We start from the raw sequence: 21,553 nt of genomic DNA, 5'->3' as shown, positions 1-21,553 counted from the left end.
GTCGTCTACACCGGCGGCAAGAAGAAGATCGCCGAGCACGGCGGCGCGGCAGGCGACGACCGCGACGTCCCGCTCGTGGTCAGCGGCGGCGAGGGTAACCGGGTGGTGTCCCGCGCCGTGGAGACCACCCAGATCGCGCCGACGATCCTGCGGCTGCTCGACCTGGACCCGCGGGCGCTGGACGCCGTCCGCATCGAGGGCACCCGCGTGCTGCCCGGCTTCTGAGCCCGCTGTTTCTTAACCAAATCCGGCGAGATCCTCATCGGACTCTCATGCTCGGTGGCCACGGTTGCGGGTGACCGCGACATCCCGCAACCGGCACAGGCAGGGAAACGAGAACACCATGATCGAAGCCAGGGCGGTGTCCAAGCGCTACGGCGACAAGACCGCGGTGGACGGCCTCACCTTCACCGTCAAACCCGGGGTGGTGACCGGGTTCCTGGGTCCCAACGGATCCGGGAAATCCACCACCATCAGGATGATCATGGGCCTGGACGCGCCGACGTCCGGTGAGGTGACCGTCAACGGCCGCCCGTACGCCCGGCACTCCGCGCCGCTGCACGAGGTCGGCGCACTGCTCGAAGCCCGCGCCGTCCACACCGGACGGTCGGCCTACAACCACCTCTACGCACTGGCCCTCACCACCGGGATCCCGCGCCGCCGGGTCGACGAGGTGATCGACATCGTCGGCCTGCGGGACGTCGCCCGCAAGCGCGTCGGCGGCTTCTCCCTTGGCATGGGGCAACGTCTCGGCGTCGCCGCGGCGCTGCTCGGCGACCCGGCGACGCTCGTGCTGGACGAGCCGGTCAACGGCCTCGACCCGCAGGGCATCCTCTGGATCCGCACCCTCCTGCGCGGACTGGCCGCCGAGGGGCGGACCGTGTTCGTCTCCTCGCACCTGATGAGCGAGATGGCGCTCACCGCCGAGCACCTGATCGTGATCGGCCGCGGCAAGCTCATCGCCGACACCTCCGTGCAGGACTTCATCGACAAGGCTTCGAGCCGTGTCGTCCGGGTCCGCACCACCAGTGCCACCGAGCTGCGCGACCTGCTCGCCGGGGCCGGGGTCAGCGTCACGAGCACCGAGCGGGGCCAACTCGAGGTGTCCGGGCTCAGCGGGACCGAGATCGGCCAGATCGCCTGCCGGAACTCGATCGCGCTTGAGGAGCTGACCCCGATCCAGGCCTCGCTGGAGGAGGCCTTCATGGAACTGACGCACGACTCCGTCGAGTACGGCCGCGAAGCACAGCAAGAAAGGAAAGCCTCATGACGTCGAGCATCGCGACCGAACCCGCACCGGGCGGCCCGGTGAACACGTCCCGGCCTCCCGCCGAGCTGAAGGTCACCCAGCTCCGGGTCCTGCACTCCGAGTGGGTGAAGTTCCGTTCCCTGCGCTCGACCACGCTCAGCGTGTCCGCGACGATCGTCGGCATGATCGGCCTCGGCTGGGTGTTCGCCGCGGTCGACGCGAACCGGTGGCCGGTGATGCGGGCGGGCGCCAAGGCGCGGTTCGATCCCACCGCGGTGAGCCTCGAAGGGTTTTTCGTGGCCCAGCTGGTGGTCGGCGTGCTCGGCGCGCTGATCGTCAGCGGCGAATACGGCACCGGGATGATCCGCGCCAGCCTGTCCGCCGCGCCCACCCGGCTGCCGGTCCTGTGGGCCAAGGCGATCGTGTTCGCGGCGGTGACCTTCGTGGTCACCACGGTGAGCGCGTTCATCGCGTTCCTGGGCGGGCAGGCTTTCCTGAGCTCCCAGCACATCGAAACCACGCTGGGCGCGCCGGGCGTGCTGCGGGCGGTGGTCGGGACCGGGCTCTACCTGACGGTCGTGGGCCTGCTGGGCGTGGCGTTCGGCTGGATCGTCCGGCACACCGCCGGGGCGATCGCCGCGTTGTTCGGGCTGCTGCTCGTGCTGCCCGCGCTGGGCGACGCGTTGCCGGACAGCTGGGCCCCGCACATCAACCCGTACCTGCCGGGCAACGCCGGGCAACAGGTGCTCATGGTGCGGCACGAGGCGGGCATGCTCTCGCCCTGGGCCGGGTTCGCCGTGTTCTGCGGCTATCTGGTGGTCGGGATCGTGGCCGCCGCGATCCTGCTGAAACGCCGCGACGCCTAGGCGTTCGCTGACGCGTCCGGCAGGCCCGTCGCCGAGTGGACGACAGGCCTGCCGGGGGTCAGCGGCCCTGAAGAGACTTGACGTTGTTGCCGAAGGTCCAGTTCTTCGACCCGTCCCAGTTCAGGGACCAGGTCATCAGGCCTTTCAAGCCGTTGGCATAGGTGTTCCAAGCCTGCGAGACCAGTCCGGTGGACAGGTAGCCACCCCCGGCGCCCGGCTGTGCGGGCAGGCCGGGGACCTGCTTGTCGAACGGCACCTTGATCGTGGTGCCCTGCACGACCAGTCCCTTGTTCAGGCAGTTGGTCTGCGCCGTGAAACCCGCGACCGTGCCCGCCGAGTACGAGTCACCGGCGCAGCCGTACATGTTTCCGTTGTAGTACTGCATGTTCAGCCACCAGAGCCGGCCGTTGTCGGCGTACTTCTTGACGATCGGCAGGTAGGCGCCCCAGATCGAGCCATAGGTGACGCTGCCGCCGGTGACGTACGCCGTCTCGGGCGCCATGGTCAGGCCGAAGTTCGGCGGCATCTGCTGGAGCACGCCGTCGATGATGCGCATGAGGTTGGCCTGCGAGGTCGACGGCGTGCCGATGTTCCCGCCGCCGACCAGGCCGGTCTCGATGTCGATGTCGATGCCGTCGAAGTTGTACGCCTTCAGGATCGGCACGATCGAGGCGACGAACCGGTCGGCCACCGCGGCCGAGTTGAGGTCGATGCCCGCGGCCGCGCCGCCGATCGACATCAGGATCGTGGCGCCCGCCGCCTTGGCCTGGCACATCTCGGCCGGGGTGGCGACCTTCACGGTCGCGTCCATCCCGTTCTCCCAGAGCACGGTCCCGTCCGAGCGGATGACCGGGAAAGCCGCGTTGAGGACGTTGTAGCCGTGGGCGGCGATGCGCGAGTCCGTGATCGGGATCCAGCCGAGCGGCGGGTGGACTCCGTTCACGGCGCCGTCCCAGTTTTCCCAATACCCTTGCAGCACCTTGCCAGCGGGCTTCGACTTCACCGCGCAGGTGTCCGCCTGCGCCGTGGCGCCCGCCGGAGCGAGCATGAGCAGCGGCGTGGCGAGTGCCGCCGCCAGAGCGATTCCGAGCAGGCGTGATTTCCGACCGAACATACCCAGCTCCCATCACGAAGCGTTGCTGAAGCGGAGAACACGGCCGTTCTGGCCAATATAGGCGCACGCCGCACCGGGAACCACCGACGATCGGATGGTCTAGACCTCTAACGCGAGGGGACCGGTGCGGCTACTTGCCGCGTGCCTTGGCGATCTCGGCCAGCAGCTTGGCGACCTTCGGCTTCAGGCTTCCCGGGTACTGGAATGTGGTCATCCCCAGCTGGTCCGCGAACATCGGCACGTTGCGCACGATCTCCCGCGACACCCCCGGCACCACGAACACGATCCGCCCAGGCTTGAAGGCGGTCGGCTCACTGTGGTCGACGCGGGTGATCTCGTCGGCCCGGAACCTGACCTTCACGTCGTCAGGAATCAGCAGGCTGCCCTTGACCGCGACGCTGATGGTCACGGTCCGGCCGTCGAAACCGACCGACCGGCGCCTCGCCCTGATGTGCATGACGACCCCCTCGGCCATCGACTATCGCAGGCGGGCCCGCCCACCGGAAGCCTGCGTTCGGGTTCACCTCGGCAGGATCGCCCACCATGAATAAGTCCACAGTGGACACCAGCGGAGTCGGCCGGTCGTGCGGCGGCCTGGCCCTGCGGCCTGACTCCGGCCTCGCGCGGCCTCGCGCACGAGGCTGGCACTCCGCGCGCCCACACAAACCGCGACCTGTCGACAGGTTGTCCACGATCCGGAGTCTTTCGGGCAGAAACACCGGCCGCGAAGGGAACATTTGGGGCGTCTGACGCCGTCATGGTGGCCTTCAGGGGCAGTCACGACCGTCGCGACGGTCGCGACGGCGACTGTCGGTACACACCTTAGTTCATGCCAAAAACTAACGATACGGAATGTGGACGTTAGTCCGCCGAAACCCTTGACTCAGTCCCCTTTGCCCGGTGAGGATCTGCCGGACAGCGTCATCGCCGCCGCCCCGCAGAACGGACTGTCCATGGCCAGAAGATCCCCACTGTGGTCCCGCGCCCGCCGAAGTACGCTCGCCACGCTGGCGGGCTTGACCTTGCTGGGCGGGGTCGCCGACGCGGTCCCCGGCCCGGCCGCCGGGCAGCCCGCCGAGCAGCCGGTGATCGGCAAGCCCGCCCTCGGTCCCGACGGCTGCGCCAAGATCGAGAAGACCCTGCCGACCCTGGCGGACTGGCCCAAGGTCCAGAGCAAGGTCGAGAAGAACCCGCGCGACGAGCAGCGGATCGCGCAGCTCCTGTCCGGGATGACGCTGGCCGAGAAGGTCGGGCAGATGACCCAGCCGGAGATCGCCGCGATCACCCCCGACGAGGTCAAGCAGTACTCCATCGGCTCCGTGCTCAACGGCGGCGGCTCATGGCCCGGCAAGGACAAGCACGCTTCGCAGCAGTCCTGGCTGGCCGCTGCCGACTCGTACTTCCTCGCGTCGAAGCAGACGCCGTCGAAGATCCCGGTCATCTGGGGCATCGACGCGGTGCACGGCAACAACAACGTCTACGGCGCGACGGTCTTCCCGCACAACATCGGCCTCGGCGCGGCGCAGGACCCGTGCCTGGTCCGCGACGTCGCGGGCGCCACCGCCCGCCAGATCCGCTCGACCGGCCAGGACTGGGCATTCTCGCCGACCCTCGCCGTCGTCCGTGACGACCGCTGGGGCCGCACCTACGAAGGCTTCTCGGAGGACCCGCGGATCACGCGCGCCTACGGGTACGAGGCCATCAACGGCCTGCAGGACGCAGCCACCAAGCACATCGGCCAGAGCGGCGTGATCGCCACCGCCAAGCACTTCATCGGCGACGGCGGCACGATCAAGGGGCAGGACCAGGGCGTCGACCCCTCGTCCGAGGCCGACATGATCAACATCCACGGCCAGGGCTACTACGGCGCGCTCGCCGCGGGCGCCCAGACCGTGATGGCCTCGTTCAACAGCTGGACCAGCACCGACGGCAGCGTCGCCGAGGGCAAGATCCACGGCAGCGACAAAGCGCTGAACCAGATCCTCAAGGGCAAGATGGGCTTCGACGGCGTCGTCGTGTCCGACTGGAACGGCATCGGCCAGGTCACCGGCTGCACCAACGCCAGCTGCCCACGGGCGATCAACGCCGGGCTCGACGTCATCATGGTGCCGAACGACTGGAAGGCGTTCATCACCAACACCATCGCGCAGGTGCAAGACGGCCAGATCCCGATGGCCCGCATCGACGACGCGGTGACCCGGATCCTGCGGGTGAAGGTCCGCGCCGGGCTGTTCGAGGCGCAGAAGCCGTCCGACCGGGCGTACGCCAACTCGGACGAATGGCTCAAGGACAGCTGGCTGGCCCGCGACGCCGTGCGCGAGTCCCAGACGCTGCTCAAGAACAACAACAAGGTGCTGCCGCTGTCACCGAAGGCCAAGGTACTGGTCGTCGGCAAGAGCGCCGACAGCATCCAGAACCAGACCGGCGGCTGGACGCTGAGCTGGCAGGGCACCGGCAACACCAACGCGGACTTCCCGAACGGCACCTCGATACTGGGCGGCCTTCGCGAAGACCTCGGCGCGGCCAACGTCACCTTCGACGAAAAGGGTGACCTCGACCCGAAGGGCTACGACGCGGTCATCGCCGTGATCGGCGAAACGCCGTACGCCGAGGGTGTCGGCGACCTCACCCGCAAGACGCTCGAGGCCGCCAAGCTCTACCCGGAAGACGTCGCCGTGCTGGACAAGGTCCGCGGCAAGGGCGCGCCAGTGGTCACCGTGTACGTCGGCGGCCGTCCGCTGTACATGAACAAGGAGCTCAACCGCTCCGACGCGTTCGTCGCGGCGTGGCTGCCCGGCACCGAGGGCGCGGGCGTCGCCGACATGCTGGTGAAGGGGCCGGACAACGGCACCGGCTACCGCGGCAAGCTGTCGTACTCGTGGCCGAAGAGCGCTTGCCAGTCCCCGCTGAACAGCGGCACCGCGGGCTACGACCCGCTGTTCCCGCTGGCTTACGGCCTGCGCAACGGCCAGCACAGCGCGATCGGGCAGCTCGACGAGACCTCCGAGGCCAGCTGCACACCCGGCGGCGGTGGCGGCGACGCGACCGAGGACCTCGAGGTCTTCAACCGGACCGATGTCGCCCCGTACAAGAGCTTCATCGGTTCGCCGGAGAACTGGGGCGGCACGGAGATCGGCACGGACGGCACCGCTTCGCACGCGGAGATCAACGTGGTGCAGTCCGACGTCAACGTCCAGCAGGACGGGCTGAAGACCACCTGGAACGGCACCGGCCCCGGGCAGCTCTACCTGCAGAGCGCAGGCGGGCCCCGTGATCTGCGCGGCTATCCCAACACCGACGCGGCACTGGAGTTCGACGTGATCGTGCACCAGCCACCGGTCAACCGGACGGTGCTGAGTGTCCATTGTGTCTATCCGTGTTTCTCGGAGGTCAACGCCACCAAGCTGTTCAAGGACCTCCCGGTCGGCGGCAAGGCCTCGGTCAAGATCCCGATCTCCTGTTTCGCGGCCGGGATGGACTTCGAGAACGTCGACACGCCGTTCCTGGTCTACACCGACGGCGCCTTCTCTGCTTCGTTCGCCAACGTCCGCTGGTCGCCACACGCGGGGAAGGATCCTGACGCCAAACCCTGTTCCGAACTGACCTAGCGCATGCCGGGCCGGGAGCGCACTCGCTCCCGGCCCGACTGCATCGTTTGTGCGTCGGTTGCCCGGCGCCTAGGCTGGCGATCATGGCGAGCGAAGAGACCGACGTAGTGGTGGTCGGGGCGGGCCTCGCCGGGCTGGCCGCGGCATTGGGCCTGCACCGCGCCGGGCTCACGGTGCGAGTGCTGGAGGCAGGGAGCCAGGTCGGCGGTCGGGTCCGGACCGACCTGGTCGACGGCTTCCGGCTCGACCGCGGGTTCCAGGTGCTCAACCCGGCCTACCCGGCGGTCCGCAGGCTGGCGGACCTCGACGCGCTGCGGCTCGGCCGGTTCTGGCGCGCGGTACGGATCGCCGACGGCGACGACTCGTCCCTGCTCGGCCATCCGCTGGACGCGCCCCGCGCGGTACCGGCGGTCGCGGCCCGCCGCTACCTCTCCGTCAAGGATTTGGCCGTACTGGCGGCATTGTCGGCACGCGCCGCCGCCGCGCCCGCGAAGCTTCTCACCGGCTCGGCCGACCAGAGCACCGCCGCCGAGCTCGAGCGGTGGGGCTTGTCGGGCAAGGCGATCGACACGGTGCTGCGGCCGTTCCTGTCGGGCGTTTTCCTCGAAAACGCCCTGGACACCTCGTCCCGTTTCTTCCACCTGGTGTGGCGCAGCTTTCTGCGCGCCGCGCCCGCGCTGCCCGCCGAAGGCATGGGCGAGTTGCCACGGCAGCTGGCCGCACAGCTGCCCACGGACGTCGTCCGCCTGGAGACCGCTGTCCGCGAAGTGGCGCCCGGCGAGGTCCGGACCGAGTCCGGCGAGTCCTGGAAGGCCAGGACGATTGTGGTCGCGACCGACGGGTCGACCGCCGCCACCCTGGTCCCCGAGGTCGACGTCCCGAGCTGGAAGGGCGTCACCACCTGGTACTTCGCCACCCCGGACGCACCCCTGCAGGAGCCGGTCATCGTGACCAGCGCCCGGCGCGGCCCGGTGACGAACACCGCGGTGCTCAGCGAGGTCTGCCCCGGCTACGCCCCCGCCGGTCAGGCACTGATCGGCGCTTCGTCGCTTCACTCTCCCACCGAGGCGGAGGTCAGGGACGAACTCGGCTCGCTGTACCGGACCAGCGCGACCCACTGGGAGCTCGTCGGCCGCTACGAAATCCCCCGAGCATTGCCCGCGATGCCCGCCCCGCACCCGCTGCGCGGCGAACTCCGATTCGGCGACGGGCTGTACGTCTGCGGCGACCACCGCGACACGAGCTCGATCCAGGGCGCACTGGCTTCCGGCTCACGAACCGCCCGCGCCGTCGCCGCGGAGCACGGCACCGCCGCCAGTCTCTGAAGGCCACCTTGAGGGACGTAGATGCCCTCAAGGTGGCCTTCAGAGCACGTTCGACAGAGCCGCTACGGAGTGCGGAGCCCTTCGAGGAACTTGACCTGCGCCGCCACCGACTGCTCGAAGACGTCGCCGGTGTAGATGTCGAAATGCCCGCAGTCGAAGGAATGCACTTCGGCCAGCTCGCCCGCGTTCTTCACCACCCGGCGGACCGCGGCCGGGGGCGCGATGTTGTCGTCGGTCGCCATCACCACCAGGATCGGGCAGCGCAGTTTCCCGGCGGCGGTCACCGGGCGGTTGAGCGGGATGCCGAGCACGCCGCGGGCGCACATCTCGTTGCGGAAGGTCGGGCCCATGATGTGCTGGTAGCCGGCTTCCGAGCCGGGGGCGGTGATCGCGGCGAGCGAGCCAGGCGGGCCGACGACCTTGATCAGGTGCGGCGGCCGGCGCAGGGCGAGTTTCGCCAGGTCGAGCAGCCCGTGGGCGACGAGTTTGAGCAGCTGCACCGGCCCGGCGTAGCTCAGGATCTGCAGCAGGGCGGCGAGCCCGTCGGTGGCCGCGCCCTGCGAGATCACCGCCGCGACCCGGCCGTCCCGCACCGCGACGGGCAGCACGTGGCCGCCGGAGTAGGAACTCCCCCAGACGATGATGCGCTGCGGGTCCACCCCTTCGAGCTGGCGTGCCCTGGCGATCGCGGCGTGGTAGTCCTGCCGGTGGCGCCAGTGCGAGACGTGCTGGCGCGGTTCGCCCCCGGACGTGCCGTAGCCGCGGTAGTCGAACACGAGCACGTCGGCGCCCGCTTCGGCGAACCGCTCGGCGAAGGGCAGCAGCCCGGCGTCCTTGGTCGCGCCGAAACCGTGTCCCATCACCACGCACGGCCGTCCGCGCGGGGCTTCCAGGTTTTCGTTCGCCGCCTTGAGGTGCCACGCCGAACACCGGACGCCGAAGCTGACGAAACTGATCTCGGTGTGCATTTCGCTCCCTACGGCTGCCGCCCGGCACCGACCAGCCTGCTCGCACCGGGAGGCCCACGCAAGGCGGGATCGCCGAAACGCTTGCCACGTCGGCAATGTCGTCAATGTCGCCGCGCCGCTGGCCCGATCGGGTAAGCATCCCTTGCGTCGCCCCCGAGAAGGACTACCCTGCGAAGGCGTTCTCGTGCCCGGCGTCGCCCGCTTCACGGGCTACTGGATGGAGACCGATCACATGGCGGTTACCCGGCCCGCACACGGGCCGCAGGAGTTCAAGCTCAGGACCACCCGGCCGCGGCCGGACACGGTCGTCATCGGCGTCTCCGGCGGCCTCGACGCGGTGAGCGCGCCCGAACTGGGCGAACTGCTGGACTGCCGGCTGCGCAGTATGCTCGACCGGGTGGTGGTGGACCTGACGGAGCTGGAATTCCTCAGCTCGGCCGGGCTTTCGGTGCTGGTCCACGCGAACCTGCTGGCCGGCACGCACGACACCGTCCTGCGGATCCGCACCGGGCGCAACAGGCAGGTGAACCGCACCCTGTCGCTCACCGGCCTCGACCAGCTGCTCCCCATCGTCACGTCGGTGTCCCCCAACTGGCCCCCACGCAAACCGGTCCCGGCCCGCCACAGCTGACCTCGGCCTGAGGCTGCCGGACGGTGGTCACCGTGCCCTGCCGCCCGGCACTGCGAACAGGCCGCGGATCGCCTAGCCTCACCTCATGCAACGTTTCTGCATCGCTTGGCCGGTTCTGCCGGGTCACCGGTGACCCGGTGCCTGGTCATGGGCGCGACCGGCTACCTCGGCTCGCAGCTGATCCCCTGTCTGATCGCCGCCGGTCACGACGTCCACGCCCTGGTACGCGACCCCCGTGCGGGCCGGTTCCCGGCCACGGTCACGGTCCACGCGGGTGACGCCACGAAGGCGCGGGACGTGCGCGCGGCGCTGAGCGGCGTGGACGTCGCGTACTTCCTGGTGCACTCCCTGGACCGGGCCGACTTCGCCGCGGTGGACCGGCTGGCCGCCACCGTCCTCGCCGAGGAGGCCACCCGCGAGGGTGTCGCCCAGCTCGTCTACGTCGGCGGCACCCGTCCAGCCTCCCCCGGGCACACGCCCCTGTCGCCGCATCTGGCGTCCCGGGCGGAGGTCGGCGACATCCTCACCGGCGGGCCGGTCCCGGCGCTCGTCCTGCAGGCTTCGATGATCATCGGCAACGGCTCCACCAGCTTCGACCTGCTCCGCACCACCACCCGGCGGGCGCCGCTGCTCCCCCAGCCGCGCTGGATGAGCAGGCGGAGCCGTCCCGTCGCGGTGGCGGACGTCCTGCACTACCTGCGGGTCGCGGCCGAGCTGCCGAGCCCGGTCAACGGCGCGTTCGACGTCTCCGGGCCGGAAACGCTGAGCTACCTGTCGCTGGTCCAGCGCTGTGCCAGGGTGCTGGGCCTGCCCGCGCGGCTCCCGATCCCCGCCCCGCTCTGGTCACATCGGATCGCGGCCTTGGTCGCCGGGCTCACCACGCCGATTCCGGCGGCGGTCGCCGCGCCGCTGTTCGAGTCGCTGGACCACGACATGCTGCCCTCCGACGCGGACGTCACCGAACGGCTGCCGCCGCCACCGGGCGGTACGACCACAGTGGACAACGCCATCCGCGCCGCCGCCGACCGGCCCGGCGCCACCCCCGCCTCCGGCGAGCCATTCGTCGACGAGCACGTGTTGCCCTCGGCCGCCACGGCGGACGAGCTGTGGCGCACCATCACCGGCCTCGGCGGCGCCGACGGCTGGCACACCCTTCCCCTGGTGTGGTCGGTGCGCGGCGCGGTCGATCACCTGATCGGCGGAGTCGGGCTCTACCGCGGCCGCGGGCCCGAGCTGGCGGGCGGTGACGTCGTCGACTTCTGGACCGTCCGGGAGCGCGACGACACCGCGCGACGGCTCGTGCTGCGGGCCGACATGAAGATGCCGGGCCAGACGCTGCTGGAGATGAGCGTGACGCAGGACGAGCGCGGCGTGAGCTACCACCAGAAGATCACCTTCACCCCGGACGGGATCGCCGGAAAGCTGTACTGGCAGCTGCAGAAACCCCTGCACGACCTGGTCTTCACCACGATGGCGCGCAACATCGCCCGCAGCTGAAGCGAACCCATCCCACGCACCACGACCGAGCCACGAGGGAAGCAAGCATGCAGGTGTTGGTAGCCGGCTCGTCCGGCTTCGTGGGCAGGCGGCTCTGCCCCGCGCTGGAGGAGGCGGGGCACGACGTCCGGGCCATGACACGTCATCCCAGGACCTACGCGGGCGCGGGCGTCCCCGTGCACGGCGACGTCCACGACGAGGACTCGCTGCGGTCGGCGCTCGACGGCGTCGACTCGGCGTACTACCTGGTGCATTCGCTCGACGAGGACGATTTCGAGCAGCGTGACGCCGACGCGGCGCGCGCCTTCGCCCACGCCGCAGCCGACGCCGGGCTCCGTCGCATCGTCTACTTGGGAGGGTTGGGCGACGACGCCGACGACCTGTCCGCCCACCTGCGCAGCCGCCGCCAGGTCGAGGAACTGCTGGGCTCTGCCGGGGTGCCGGTGACCGTGCTGCGCGCGGGCATCATCGTGGGCCACGGCGGGATCTCGTGGGAGATGACCCGGCAGCTGGTGGAGCACCTGCCCGCGATGATCACGCCGCGCTGGGTCCGCACGCGGACCCAGCCGATCGCCGTGGCGGACGTCGTGCGCTACCTCGTCGGCGTGCTCGAACCGTCCGCCGCCGAAGGGCGTGCCTTCGACATCGGCGGGCCGGACGTGCTGGCCTACGTCGAGATGATGCGCCGCGTCGCCGCGATCGAGGGCAGGCGGATGCTTGTGGTCCCGGTGCCGCTGCTTTCGCCGCGGCTGTCCTCGCTCTGGCTTTCGCTCGTCACCGACGTCGACACCCGGACCGGCCGGGCGCTGATCGACTCGATGGCCAACGAGGTGGTGGTGCGTGACGACAGCATCCGGCGTCTGGTGGAATTCGACCCGATGGACTACGACAACGCGGTGCTGCGGGCACTGGGCGAGCGGGCGAAGAGCAGGCGGGCGTCTTGATGGGCACAGCATGTTGATGGGCAGAGCACGGCGGCGGTGGCGGGCGCGGGCCGATCGGCTGGTCGACGCGCTGCCGGCGTCCTGGACGGCGGGCCCGGTGAAGGACAACACCGACAGCGAAACCGTGCTCGCCCATCGCCGCCGGGTGGTGGGCGGGGTGACCGTCGCGGGCGCGGGCCTGCTGGGCGTCTCGCTCTCGACGAAACCCGGCTCGGCACAGTTCTACCGCCTGACCAGCGGGGTGGCGGCCACCTGGGTGGCCGGCGGGCTGGCCTCCGGGCCGCTGCACCTGGGCTGGACCCGCCGCCGGGACGAGCCGCTGCGCCGTCCGCTCGTCACGCCGGTCCTCATCGGCGTCGGCGCTTTCGGCGTCTTCTACGCGTGCGCGCTCGTCTCCCGGCGCATCCCGGTGCTGAACCGGGCGATCTCGGGGATTCTGCGCTACGCCCACCAGGGTTCGCCCCGCTCGGTGCTGCTGACCACGCTGGCCAACGGCGCGGCCGAGGAGGTTTTCTTCCGCGGCGCGGTGTTCGCGGCGGCGTCGGGGCGGGGTCCCGTGCGGATCTCGACGGCGGTGTACGCGCTGACGACCGTCGCCACCCGCAACCCCGCGCTGGTGCTGGCCTCGATCGTGATGGGGTCCCTGTTCGGCCTGCAGCGCCGGGCGACCGGCGGGATCCAGGCGCCGCTGCTGACCCACCTGGTCTGGTCGGCGCTCATGGTGCGCTATCTGCCACCCTTGTTCGCCCCCGCCGAACCTGCCCGCCCCGAACCGAAGGAGTAACCATGGTCGACGTCGAACGCACCTTCACCGTGCCCAAGCCCGTCGAGACCGTCGTCGAGTACCTGAAGGACTTCGCCCGCACGGAAAGCTGGGACCCCGGCACGGTTTCGTGCGACCGGCTCGACGAAGGCCCGGTCAAGGTCGGCTCCACCTGGCGCAACGTGTCCGAGTTCCGGGGCAAGAAGACGGAACTGGCCTACGAGCTGACGCGGCTCGAGCCAGGCAGGCTGACGTTCGTGGGGAAGAACAAGACCGCGACCTCCACCGACGACCTGAGGTTCACCGCCGTCGGCGAGGGCACGTCGATCACCTATCACGCCCACATCGTGTTCAACGGCCTCGCCAAGCTCGCCGACCCGTTCCTGAAGCGCGAGTTCGAGAAGCTCGGCGACGAGGTCGCCGTCATGATGCCCGACGCGTTCAAGGCCGTGGACTGAGCGCTACTCCTCGATCGCCCCGCCCACCGCGCGCAGGTGGTCACGGAAGGTCAGCGACGGCTTCAGCAGCCGCTGGTCGAGGTAGTCGCCGAACCGGACCTGCGCGCGCAGGGAAACCCCGGCGCGGATCCGGTCGGCCTGGGTCCGCTCGGTGTCGCGGATCGTCTCCGCGAGGGTGAAGAGGCCCTCGGCGCGCTCGGCGGGCACGAACAGCACCCCGTCGTCGTCGCCGAGGACCAGGTCGCCGTCGCTCACCGCCCACTCCCCCACGGTGGCCGTCCGCAACGCGTCGCCGGGACGGGCGGCGAGGCTCAGCGGACCGGTGGGGATCGAACCGAGACTGAACACGGGCAGCCCGATCGCGCGGATGTCGGCGGTGTCGCGGTGCAGCCCCCAGATCACGATGCCCGCCAGCCCGGCGGCCTGCGCCTCCAGTGCCACGAGGTCGCCGACGCAGCTCTCGTCGGTCCGGCCGCCGTTGTCGACCACCAGCACGTCGCCGGGCGCGGCCTGCTCGAACGCCTCCAGGAAGACGTCGACGCTGCCGGTGTGCCGGGCTGGGCGGACCCGCCCTGCCAGCCGGTCGCCGGGCACCACCGCGCGCGAAGGCGCGGGGCCACACCGCACCGGCAGCCCGGCGCGGATGCACGCGTCCGCCAGATGGGCGGTGGTCAGCGCCGCGAACCGCAGCCGGAGTTCCTGGGGATCCATGGTCCGCCGCTCCTCTCGTTCGATCCTGTTTCCCCGAACGTAGTCAGCGAAGCCTCGCTCCCGCCAGCTCCGGACGTCCGTGACTAGAGTCGGTTCGGTGAACCTCCTGAAGTCCGGTGACGGCACCGCGATCCTCGGCCGCCCGGTGCCGGTGCTCGGCGTCAACCACGGGAACCTGGGCTTCCTCGTCGAGGTGGTCCCGGCGACGCTGGAGACCTCGCTGGCGCGGCTCGTCGAGGGCGATTTCACCATCGAGGACCACAGCTGCCTCGTCGCGAACGTCGAGGGCGGCGAGCCCTTGCGCACCGGAGAGGGCTTCAACGACGTCGTCCTGGCCCGCGACGGGCGGGCCGGGGCGGTGTCGGTGGACCTGAGACGGGCTCCAGTACGGCTCGGCGCGGGCGACCAGGTGTCCCTGCGGGTCGCGCCGGACAGCGCGCCGGTGGCGGTCGACGTCGACGGCACGGCTTCCGGGGAGCTCGTCGGAGGCCAGGTGCTGACGGCGCGCCTGCGGGAGAACGCGGCCCAGGTCGTGCGGCTCTCGGCGGACCACCACGCCAGCATCAGCCGGGTCAAGCTCAGCCTGCTCGACCTGCCGCTGCGCCAGGACCAGCTGCTCGAACTGGTCCCCGAGCACCTCCGCCCCGGCAAGATCGCGCCTCCCCCGGCCTAGCGCGCCGGATTCCTGGCGCGCGCCGCGGTTCAAAACCCCGAAACGGGGAACCCGGCAGGGACCCGGCCACCCGACCGGGCGGTTCCCGGCCCCTTACCCGGGCCCGGACTTGACGCACTCGAACCACGGGCGGACGGTGGAGGCCCATGATCGACACACCCGTCGAAGCCGACGACACCGCGAGCCACCTTGCGACGTGATGGATCGCGCCTCACCGGGCGGCGCATCCGCACTCCACTGTGGACACCATTACGACTGTGGACACCATCGCGGCCGGGGTTATACCAGGGCCCACCACACCCAGGAAGAGGAACAGCAGTGACGCGAATCCAGCCCGAACCGACAACGAACGACGCCGGGATCCCGGTCGAGAGCGACGAGCACTCCCTCACCGTCGGCCCCGACGGCCCGATCCTGCTGCAGGACCACTACCTGATCGAGCAGATGGCGCAGTTCAACCGTGAGCGGGTACCCGAGCGCCAGCCGCACGCGAAGGGCAGCGGCGCGTTCGGCCGGTTCGAGGTCACCGGCGACGTGAGCGCCTACACCAAGGCCGCGGTGTTCCAGCCGGGGACGAAAACCGAGCTGCTGGCCCGTTTCTCCACCGTGGCGGGTGAACGCGGGAGCCCGGACACCTGGCGTGACCCGCGCGGTTTCGCGCTGAAGTTCTACACGACCGAGGGCGTGTACGACATGGTCGGGAACAACACCCCGGTGTTCTTCATCCGCGACCCGCTCAAGTTCCAGCACTTCATCCGCTCCCAGAAACGCCGCGCGGACAACAACCTGCGCGACCACGACATGCAGTGGGACTTCTGGACGCTCTCCCCGGAGTCGGCGCACCAGGTCACCTGGCTGATGGGCGACCGCGGGATCCCCCGGACGTGGCGGCACATGAACGGCTACAGCTCGCACACCTACCTGTGGGTCAACGCGGCGGGCGACCGGTTCTGGGTCAAGTACCACTTCAAGTGCGACCAGGGGGTCGAGCACTTCACCCAGGACGAAGCCGACCAGATGGTGTCGGCCGACACCGACTACCACACCCGGGACCTGTTCGAGGCGATCGAGCGCGGCGACCACCCGAGCTGGACGCTGAAGATGCAGATCATGCCGTTCGAGGAGGCCAAGACCTACCGGTACAACCCGTTCGACCTCACCAAGGTGTGGCCGCACGAGGACTATCCCCTGATCGAGGTCGGCCGGATGACGCTGGACCGCAACCCGACCGACCACCACGCCGAGATCGAGCAGGCGGCGTTCGAGCCGAACAACCTGGTGCCAGGGATCGGCCCCAGCCCGGACAAGATGCTGCTCGGACGGCTGTTCGCCTACGCCGACGCCCACCGCCACCGCATCGGCGCGAACTACAAGCAACTCCCGGTCAACGCGTCCACCTCGCCGGTGCACAGCTACAGCAAGGACGGCGCGATGCGGTTCACCAAGGTCACCGACCCGGTGTACGCGCCGAACTCCAAGGGCGGGCCGCAGGCCGACACCGAGCGTTACGGCGCCCCGGCGGGCTGGCACACCGACGGGGAAATGGTGCGCGGCGCCTACACCCTGCGTGAACAGGACGACGACTGGGGACAGGCGGGCACGATGGTCCGCGACGTCCTCGACGACGCCGAACGCGGCAGGCTCGTGGACAACATCGTCGGACACCTGCTGAACGCCGTCTCCGAACCGGTGCTGCTACGCGCTTTCGAGTACTGGCGCAACGTGGACAAGGACCTCGGCGACAAGGTCGAAGCCGGTGTCCGCGCCAAGCAGGACGAGAAGGACCCGAAGGCCGCCGAGCAGGGGAACCCCGCGCGGACCAGCATGCAGGACAAGGCTTGACACCACTGCCTGACACCGCCGCCTGACAACACGGCCTGACAACACGGTCCGGCCCGCTTTCCGGAGAGCGGGCCGGACCGTCCGGGTCATTCTTTCAACACTATTCACCGAATTATCCGCTTAACGCCGAAAAGACCGTTTTGTACTGCGCCAAACGGTGGTACCGCCCGGACTGCACTAGCGTTTCCCGCCATCAGGTGTGGTCCACCGCGGCGGACCACACGAGGTGGACGAGACGGGAGTTGTCGTAGCGGAGACGGGCCAACCGGACGCGGGCGGACCGGGAGTGAACGTCGATCGGATCACGGTCACCGAGCCGAAGGTGATCAGGCGCGCGATCGGCGCGGCCGCGATCGGCAACGTCACCGAATGGTTCGACTTCGGGGTGTTCGCCTATCTGGAGACGACCATCCGGAAGGTGTTCTTCACCGGTGCGAGCGAAACCGTCGGCACGATCGGCACGCTGGGCCTGTTCGCGGTCGCGTTCCTGGTCCGCCCGTTCGGGGGCATGTTCTTCGGCCCGCTCGGCGACCGGATCGGGCGCACCAAGGTGCTGTCGATCACCGTCATCCTGATGGCCGTCGGCACGTTCGTCATCGCGCTGATCCCCAGCTACGGGAGCATCGGGGTGGTCGCGCCGATGCTGATGCTGCTCGCGCGCCTGCTCCAGGGCTTCTCCACCGGCGGCGAGTACGGCGGCGCGATGACGTTCATCGCCGAGTACGCGCCGGACAGGCGGCGCGGCTTCCTGGGCAGCTGGCTCGAGTTCGGCACGCTGACCGGGTACGTCTTCGGTGCGACGATCGCCACCGTGGTCACCACGGTCCTCCCGGAGCCGGATCTGCTTTCGTGGGGCTGGCGGATCCCGTTCCTGATCTCCGGCCCGCTCGGGCTGATCGGGCTCTACCTGCGGCTCAAGCTCGAGGAGACCCCGGCGTTCAAGGCGCTCGCCGCCGAGTCCGAGGAGCGCGAGTCCAACGAGACCCTGCGGGAGATCCGGCTCATCTTCGCCCGGTACTGGCGGCCGATGCTGGTGTGCGCGGGGCTGGTGCTGGTCTTCAACGTCACCAATTACATGCTGACCTCGTACATGCCGACCTACCTCGCCGGGCTGCCGGACGGCGGCGGGATCAGCGAGACGACCTCGCAGGTGCTCCAGATCGCCGTGCTCCTGATGATGATGGTGCTGATCACGTTCATGGGCGGGCTGTCGGACCGGATCGGCCGCCGCCCGGTGATCTTCACCGGCTGCGCGCTGATGGTGGTCCTCGCCATCCCGTCGGTCCTGCTGCTGCGGGCGGGCGGCGGCGTCGCGATCTTCAGCGGGCTCGCGCTGATGGGCCTGATGCTGGTGTGCTTCAACAGCACCATGCCCTCGACCCTGCCCGCGTTGTTCCCCACCGAAGTCCGCTACGGCGGCCTGTCGATCGCGTTCAACATCTCGGTCTCGCTGTTCGGCGGCACCACGGCCGTGGTCACCGCCGGGCTCATCGCCCTGACCGGCGACCTGAACTGGCCCGGCTACTACCTGATCATCGCCGGGATCATCGGCGCCGTCGCCTGCTACTTCACCAAGGAGTCCGCGGGAAAGCCGTTGCCGGGGTCCCAGCCGGCGGCGGCCACCAGGGAGGAAGCCGTCGAGATGGTGCGCGCCCAGGCACGCTGAGGCGTGGCTTTCCTCGCCATGGGTGTGAATTTAGCCCGGAGGGGGTACTTCATCTCCGGCGGGCGCACTGGATCGCCGGGCCGAGGAGCTGCCGTGTTACCCCACAACGATCGCCGGGAACTGAAGAAGATCGAAGAGCGGATGCGGGCCAGTGACCCGGCCTTCGCCGAGACTCTCGACCACGGCCTCGACGCGGGCAGCGCCAAGACCTGGAAGGTCCTGCTCGTCGGCGCGGACGTCACCGTCGTGCTCATGGTCGTGACCGGGATCCTGACCGGCGACACCACCCTGTTCCTGTGGGGCCTGCCCGCGGGCTTCGCGGTGGGCTGGGCCCACCGGTCCCGCGGGCGCAACAGCCGGGCGACCTGACCCGTCGCCAGTCCACAGTCGACAAAGCCCAGTACCAAAGGTCCCATTAGGCCACCATGACGGCGTCTAACGCCGTCATGGTGGCCTTCAGGGACCATCGCATCGGCGGCGGACGCGCCCGGCCCGGAGCCCGCGCGCGGCACGGCCGTAAGCTCACGGGGTCGCCGGGGGCGGCGAGACGGCGCCGGAACAGACCGGCGCGTGCGGAGGGAGCCGAGGTGACAGCTGTGGAAGCGATCCAGGCCGGACAGACGGATGTGGTGACGCAGGCGCGGCGTCGCCGGTCGTTCGCCGTGATCAGCCACCCGGACGCGGGGAAGTCGACGCTGACCGAGGCCCTGGCGCTGCACGCGCGGGTGATCTCGGAGGCGGGCGCCGTGCACGGCAAGGGCGGCCGTCGCGGCGTGACCTCGGACTGGATGGAGATGGAGCAGGCCCGAGGGATCTCCATCACCTCAGCGGCGCTCCAGTTCGACTACCGCGACACCGTGATCAACCTGCTGGACACCCCTGGCCACGCGGACTTCTCCGAGGACACCTACCGGGTGCTCTCGGCGGTCGACTCGGCCGTGATGCTGCTCGACGCGGCCAAGGGGCTCGAGCCGCAGACCTTGAAGCTGTTCGACGTCTGCCGCCACCGCGGCATCCCGGTGATCACCTTCATCAACAAGTGGGACCGGCCGGGCCGCGAGGCGCTGGACCTGTGCGACGAGCTGTCCGAGCGGATCGGCCTGCAGCCGATGCCGCTGACCTGGCCGGTCGGCGTGGCCGGGGACTTCCACGGCGTGGCCGACCTCACCACCGGCGAGTTCGTGCGGTACCTGCGCACCTCCGGTGGCGCGACCACCGCGCCGGAGGAGCGCTACGACGCGAGCCACGCCGAGGCCGAGGGCGGCGAGGACTGGACCAGGGCGAAGGACGAGTCGGAGCTTTTGCTGGCGTCCGGCGGCGAGTTCGACCTCGATCGCTTCGCCGAGGCGTCGGCGACGCCGGTGCTGTTCGGCTCGGCGGTGTCGAACTTCGGCGTCCGCCACCTGCTGGACCTGCTCACCGAACTGGCGCCCCGGCCAGCGCCGCGCCCGGACGCCGACGGCAAGGCGCGCGAGCTCGACACCCCGTTCTCGGCCTTCGTGTTCAAGGTGCAGACCGGGATGGACCCGGCCCACCGCGACCAGCTGGCCTTCGCCCGCGTCTGCTCCGGGCAGTTCGAGCGCGGCATGGTCGTCACCAACGCCACCACCGGGAAACCGTTCGCCACCAAGTACGCCCAGCAGGTGTTCGGGCAGCAGCGGTCCACTGTGGACACCGCGTTCCCCGGGGACGTGGTCGGGCTGGTCAACGCCACGTCACTGCGCGTGGGCGACACGCTGTACGCGGGCAAGCCCGCGGTGCGGTTCCCCGGCCTGCCCAGCTTCGCGCCCGCGCACTTCGCGGTCGCCCACCCCGCCGACCTCGGCCGGGTCAAGCAGTTCCGCAAGGGTGTGGAACAGCTCGGCGCCGAGGGCGTCGTGCAGGTGCTGGTCTCGGACCGCCGCGGCGAGGCGGCGCCGGTGTTCGCCGCGGTCGGACCCATGCAGTTCGAAGTCGCTTCGCACCGCCTCGAGCACGAGTTCAAGTCGCCGGTCCGGCTGGATCGCCTGTCCTACAACGTGGTCCGGCGGCTCGCCGACCCCACGCAGCGGGCGATCGTCAACGCGGGCCGCCGGAGCGAAGTGCTGCTCCGCACCGACGGCACCGAGCTGGCCCTGTTCGCCGAGGACCTCGACATCCGGCTCATGAAGCGCGCCCACCCCGAGCTGATCCTCGAACCGCTGCTCGCCGAGGGCGGCTCGACGGCAGGCTAGTCCGCAGCGCTCAAGTCCACGCCCGAACGTGAACTCGTTGAGGTACACGCCTTCGGCGAACCTTGCTGCTCCTTGGCTGACCGGTACAGGTTCTGCTGGCGGCGTACCCGAGTGGTCACCGCGGGAAACGTGATCACCGGCTCAGCGGAAAATGCGGTCGCCGGGTGTGAAAGCCGCCACGGCGGGTACACCTTCGAGGGACCCACAAGGTGGTCGAGCACGGGGTGCGCGCGACGGCTCGGGACATCGGGCAAGCAATCGGGGCGCGGCGACCGGCCCCGCGTCATCCTCGACGGAAGCGAGCACAGTCATGGACTCCGCCCCGCAGCAGCTCATCGAACCGCTGGACGAGCTCATGGCCGCCCTCGACTCGCTCACCGCGATGCTCGACCGCCGGCCTGACTTCGGGTCGATGCTCCAGACCGTTTGCGCCCACGCCGTCCAGGTGGTCCCCCGCGCCGACGTCGCCAGCATCACGCTGATCCGGGATGGGGCCCCGAACACGGTCGCCAGCACCGATCGGCGCGCCGCCGAGTTCGATCAGGAGCAGTACCGCGTCGGCGACGGGCCCTGTCTGCGGGCGGCCAGGACGGGACGCCCGCAGAACGCCGGGCCCGGATCGGCCGCGAAGCAGTGGCCCGAGTTCGCCGCGGCCGCGGGCCACCACGGGGTCACGAGCTTCCTGTCCGTCCCGCTGACCGTGGACGAGGAGGTCTCGGGCGCGCTGAACCTGTTCTGTTTCGGCGGTGACGAGTTCGAGGATTTCGAGGTCAAGCTGCTGGAGCTCTACACGGCGACGGTGGTTTTCGGGCTGCGCAGCGCGCGTCGCTACCTCCACCAGGACGAACCGGCGTCGTAGGGTTACCCCATGGCGCGCCGGATCAGCGGGAGTACCGACTTCGACTCGGTCGCCGCCGAGCTCTACGGCGGTGAACCCGCCGAGTTCATCGCGAACCGTGACTCGCGCGCCAAAGCGGCCAAGGCGTCCGGCGACCGCGAGCTCGCGGCGCGGATCCAGTCCCTGC

The 21,553-nt window shown here is 69.9% G+C and carries 19 protein-coding genes and 1 pseudogene; 16 read left to right on the top strand and 4 right to left on the bottom strand.

Features of this window, described 5'->3' with window-relative positions; genetic code table 11:
* The 3 genes and pseudogenes from QMK34_RS41145 to QMK34_RS41135 all read left to right on the top strand — a co-directional run.
* Positions 1–225, top strand: a pseudogene (locus QMK34_RS41145) (alkaline phosphatase family protein); the annotation flags it as partial.
* Between the two features lie 118 nt (positions 226–343).
* A complete protein-coding gene (locus QMK34_RS41140) occupies positions 344–1,270 on the top strand; it encodes an ABC transporter ATP-binding protein (protein WP_326420239.1) in 927 nt (308 codons plus the stop codon).
* Complete coding sequence (locus QMK34_RS41135; protein WP_326420238.1) at positions 1,267–2,115, top strand: ABC transporter permease subunit; 849 nt, start codon at positions 1,267–1,269, stop codon at positions 2,113–2,115. The genes QMK34_RS41140 and QMK34_RS41135 overlap by 4 nt, the downstream gene beginning before the upstream one ends.
* Positions 2,116–2,173: 58 nt before the next feature.
* Here the strand turns inward: QMK34_RS41135 and QMK34_RS41130 are convergent, their stop codons facing one another.
* Positions 2,174–3,229 (bottom strand): chitinase, encoded by a 1,056-nt coding sequence (locus QMK34_RS41130; protein WP_326420237.1) that lies wholly within the window; start codon positions 3,227–3,229, stop codon positions 2,174–2,176.
* A 130-nt stretch (positions 3,230–3,359) separates the two neighbouring features.
* Entirely contained in the window at positions 3,360–3,686 is a 327-nt protein-coding gene (locus QMK34_RS41125; protein ID WP_326420236.1) for a hypothetical protein, read from the bottom strand.
* Positions 3,687–4,107: 421 nt separating this feature from the next.
* Between QMK34_RS41125 and QMK34_RS41120 the strand changes: the two genes are divergently transcribed.
* Complete coding sequence (locus QMK34_RS41120; protein WP_442785332.1) at positions 4,108–6,837, top strand: glycoside hydrolase family 3 N-terminal domain-containing protein; 2,730 nt, start codon at positions 4,108–4,110, stop codon at positions 6,835–6,837.
* 83 nt (positions 6,838–6,920) lie between these two features.
* Positions 6,921–8,162, top strand: coding sequence for an NAD(P)/FAD-dependent oxidoreductase (locus tag QMK34_RS41115; protein ID WP_326420234.1), 1,242 nt, complete (start codon positions 6,921–6,923; stop codon positions 8,160–8,162).
* 62 nt (positions 8,163–8,224) lie between these two features.
* Here the strand turns inward: QMK34_RS41115 and QMK34_RS41110 are convergent, their stop codons facing one another.
* On the bottom strand, positions 8,225–9,130 hold the full coding sequence (locus tag QMK34_RS41110; RefSeq protein ID WP_326420232.1) for an alpha/beta hydrolase: 906 nt from the start codon (positions 9,128–9,130) through the stop codon (positions 8,225–8,227).
* A gap of 184 nt (positions 9,131–9,314) precedes the next feature.
* Here QMK34_RS41110 and QMK34_RS41105 point away from each other — a divergent pair, with 184 nt between their 5' ends.
* From QMK34_RS41105 to QMK34_RS41085, 5 genes are all read left to right on the top strand, one after another.
* Positions 9,315–9,761: an STAS domain-containing protein gene (locus QMK34_RS41105; protein WP_326420231.1), complete on the top strand. Its 447-nt coding sequence runs from the start codon at positions 9,315–9,317 to the stop codon at positions 9,759–9,761.
* Between the two features lie 147 nt (positions 9,762–9,908).
* Positions 9,909–11,258, top strand: a complete 1,350-nt coding sequence (locus tag QMK34_RS41100) for a DUF2867 domain-containing protein (protein WP_326420229.1) — start codon at positions 9,909–9,911, stop codon at positions 11,256–11,258.
* Positions 11,259–11,305: 47 nt separating this feature from the next.
* Positions 11,306–12,202 carry an NAD(P)H-binding protein gene (locus QMK34_RS41095; protein ID WP_326420228.1) on the top strand — a complete coding sequence of 299 codons (897 nt, stop codon included), beginning with the start codon at positions 11,306–11,308 and terminating at the stop codon, positions 12,200–12,202.
* Positions 12,203–12,218: 16 nt separating this feature from the next.
* Positions 12,219–12,986, top strand: coding sequence for a CPBP family intramembrane glutamic endopeptidase (locus tag QMK34_RS41090; protein WP_326420227.1), 768 nt, complete (start codon positions 12,219–12,221; stop codon positions 12,984–12,986).
* A 2-nt stretch (positions 12,987–12,988) separates the two neighbouring features.
* The gene (locus QMK34_RS41085) at positions 12,989–13,423 is read left to right on the top strand and encodes an SRPBCC family protein (RefSeq protein ID WP_326420225.1); all 435 of its coding nucleotides are present in this window, start codon (positions 12,989–12,991) and stop codon (positions 13,421–13,423) included.
* 3 nt (positions 13,424–13,426) lie between these two features.
* On the opposite strand, the gene QMK34_RS41080 is transcribed toward QMK34_RS41085, so the two are convergent.
* A complete protein-coding gene (locus tag QMK34_RS41080) occupies positions 13,427–14,134 on the bottom strand; it encodes an RraA family protein (RefSeq protein WP_326420224.1) in 708 nt (235 codons plus the stop codon).
* 97 nt (positions 14,135–14,231) lie between these two features.
* On the opposite strand from QMK34_RS41080, the gene QMK34_RS41075 reads away from it, so the two are divergent.
* The 6 genes from QMK34_RS41075 (at position 14,232) to QMK34_RS41050 (ending at position 21,387) form a co-directional block, all read left to right on the top strand.
* On the top strand, positions 14,232–14,807 hold the full coding sequence (locus tag QMK34_RS41075; RefSeq protein WP_326420223.1) for an NAD(+)/NADH kinase: 576 nt from the start codon (positions 14,232–14,234) through the stop codon (positions 14,805–14,807).
* 318 nt (positions 14,808–15,125) lie between these two features.
* A complete protein-coding gene (locus QMK34_RS41070) occupies positions 15,126–16,649 on the top strand; it encodes a catalase (RefSeq protein WP_326420222.1) in 1,524 nt (507 codons plus the stop codon).
* Positions 16,650–16,935: 286 nt separating this feature from the next.
* A complete protein-coding gene (locus QMK34_RS41065) occupies positions 16,936–18,315 on the top strand; it encodes an MFS transporter (RefSeq protein ID WP_326420221.1) in 1,380 nt (459 codons plus the stop codon).
* Between the two features lie 93 nt (positions 18,316–18,408).
* Positions 18,409–18,684, top strand: coding sequence for a DUF3040 domain-containing protein (locus tag QMK34_RS41060; RefSeq protein WP_326420220.1), 276 nt, complete (start codon positions 18,409–18,411; stop codon positions 18,682–18,684).
* 218 nt (positions 18,685–18,902) lie between these two features.
* Positions 18,903–20,528 carry a peptide chain release factor 3 gene (locus tag QMK34_RS41055; protein ID WP_326420219.1) on the top strand — a complete coding sequence of 542 codons (1,626 nt, stop codon included), beginning with the start codon at positions 18,903–18,905 and terminating at the stop codon, positions 20,526–20,528.
* A 310-nt stretch (positions 20,529–20,838) separates the two neighbouring features.
* Positions 20,839–21,387: a GAF domain-containing protein gene (locus tag QMK34_RS41050; RefSeq protein ID WP_326420218.1), complete on the top strand. Its 549-nt coding sequence runs from the start codon at positions 20,839–20,841 to the stop codon at positions 21,385–21,387.
* Positions 21,388–21,553: the final 166 nt, after the last annotated feature.

The organism is Amycolatopsis sp. H20-H5 (assembly GCF_035828755.1).
GTDB lineage: Bacteria > Actinomycetota > Actinomycetes > Mycobacteriales > Pseudonocardiaceae > Amycolatopsis.
Note: the sequence above shows the minus strand (reverse complement) of the source record. Positions and strands in the feature narration are given on the sequence as shown.

Excerpts from the sequence above, each read along its gene's own strand:
- QMK34_RS41140 (WP_326420239.1), top strand. The coding sequence starts at position 344 with ATGATCGAAGCCAGGGCGGTGTCCAAGCGCTACGGCGACAAGACCGCG.
- QMK34_RS41135 (WP_326420238.1), top strand. The coding sequence starts at position 1,267 with ATGACGTCGAGCATCGCGACCGAACCCGCACCGGGCGGCCCGGTGAAC.
- QMK34_RS41130 (WP_326420237.1), bottom strand. The coding sequence starts at position 3,229 with ATGTTCGGTCGGAAATCACGCCTGCTCGGAATCGCTCTGGCGGCGGCA.
- QMK34_RS41125 (WP_326420236.1), bottom strand. The coding sequence starts at position 3,686 with ATGCACATCAGGGCGAGGCGCCGGTCGGTCGGTTTCGACGGCCGGACC.
- QMK34_RS41115 (WP_326420234.1), top strand. The coding sequence starts at position 6,921 with ATGGCGAGCGAAGAGACCGACGTAGTGGTGGTCGGGGCGGGCCTCGCC.
- QMK34_RS41110 (WP_326420232.1), bottom strand. The coding sequence starts at position 9,130 with ATGCACACCGAGATCAGTTTCGTCAGCTTCGGCGTCCGGTGTTCGGCG.
- QMK34_RS41100 (WP_326420229.1), top strand. The coding sequence starts at position 9,909 with ATGGGCGCGACCGGCTACCTCGGCTCGCAGCTGATCCCCTGTCTGATC.
- QMK34_RS41095 (WP_326420228.1), top strand. The coding sequence starts at position 11,306 with ATGCAGGTGTTGGTAGCCGGCTCGTCCGGCTTCGTGGGCAGGCGGCTC.
- QMK34_RS41090 (WP_326420227.1), top strand. The coding sequence starts at position 12,219 with ATGGGCAGAGCACGGCGGCGGTGGCGGGCGCGGGCCGATCGGCTGGTC.
- QMK34_RS41085 (WP_326420225.1), top strand. The coding sequence starts at position 12,989 with ATGGTCGACGTCGAACGCACCTTCACCGTGCCCAAGCCCGTCGAGACC.
- QMK34_RS41080 (WP_326420224.1), bottom strand. The coding sequence starts at position 14,134 with ATGGATCCCCAGGAACTCCGGCTGCGGTTCGCGGCGCTGACCACCGCC.
- QMK34_RS41050 (WP_326420218.1), top strand. The coding sequence starts at position 20,839 with ATGGACTCCGCCCCGCAGCAGCTCATCGAACCGCTGGACGAGCTCATG.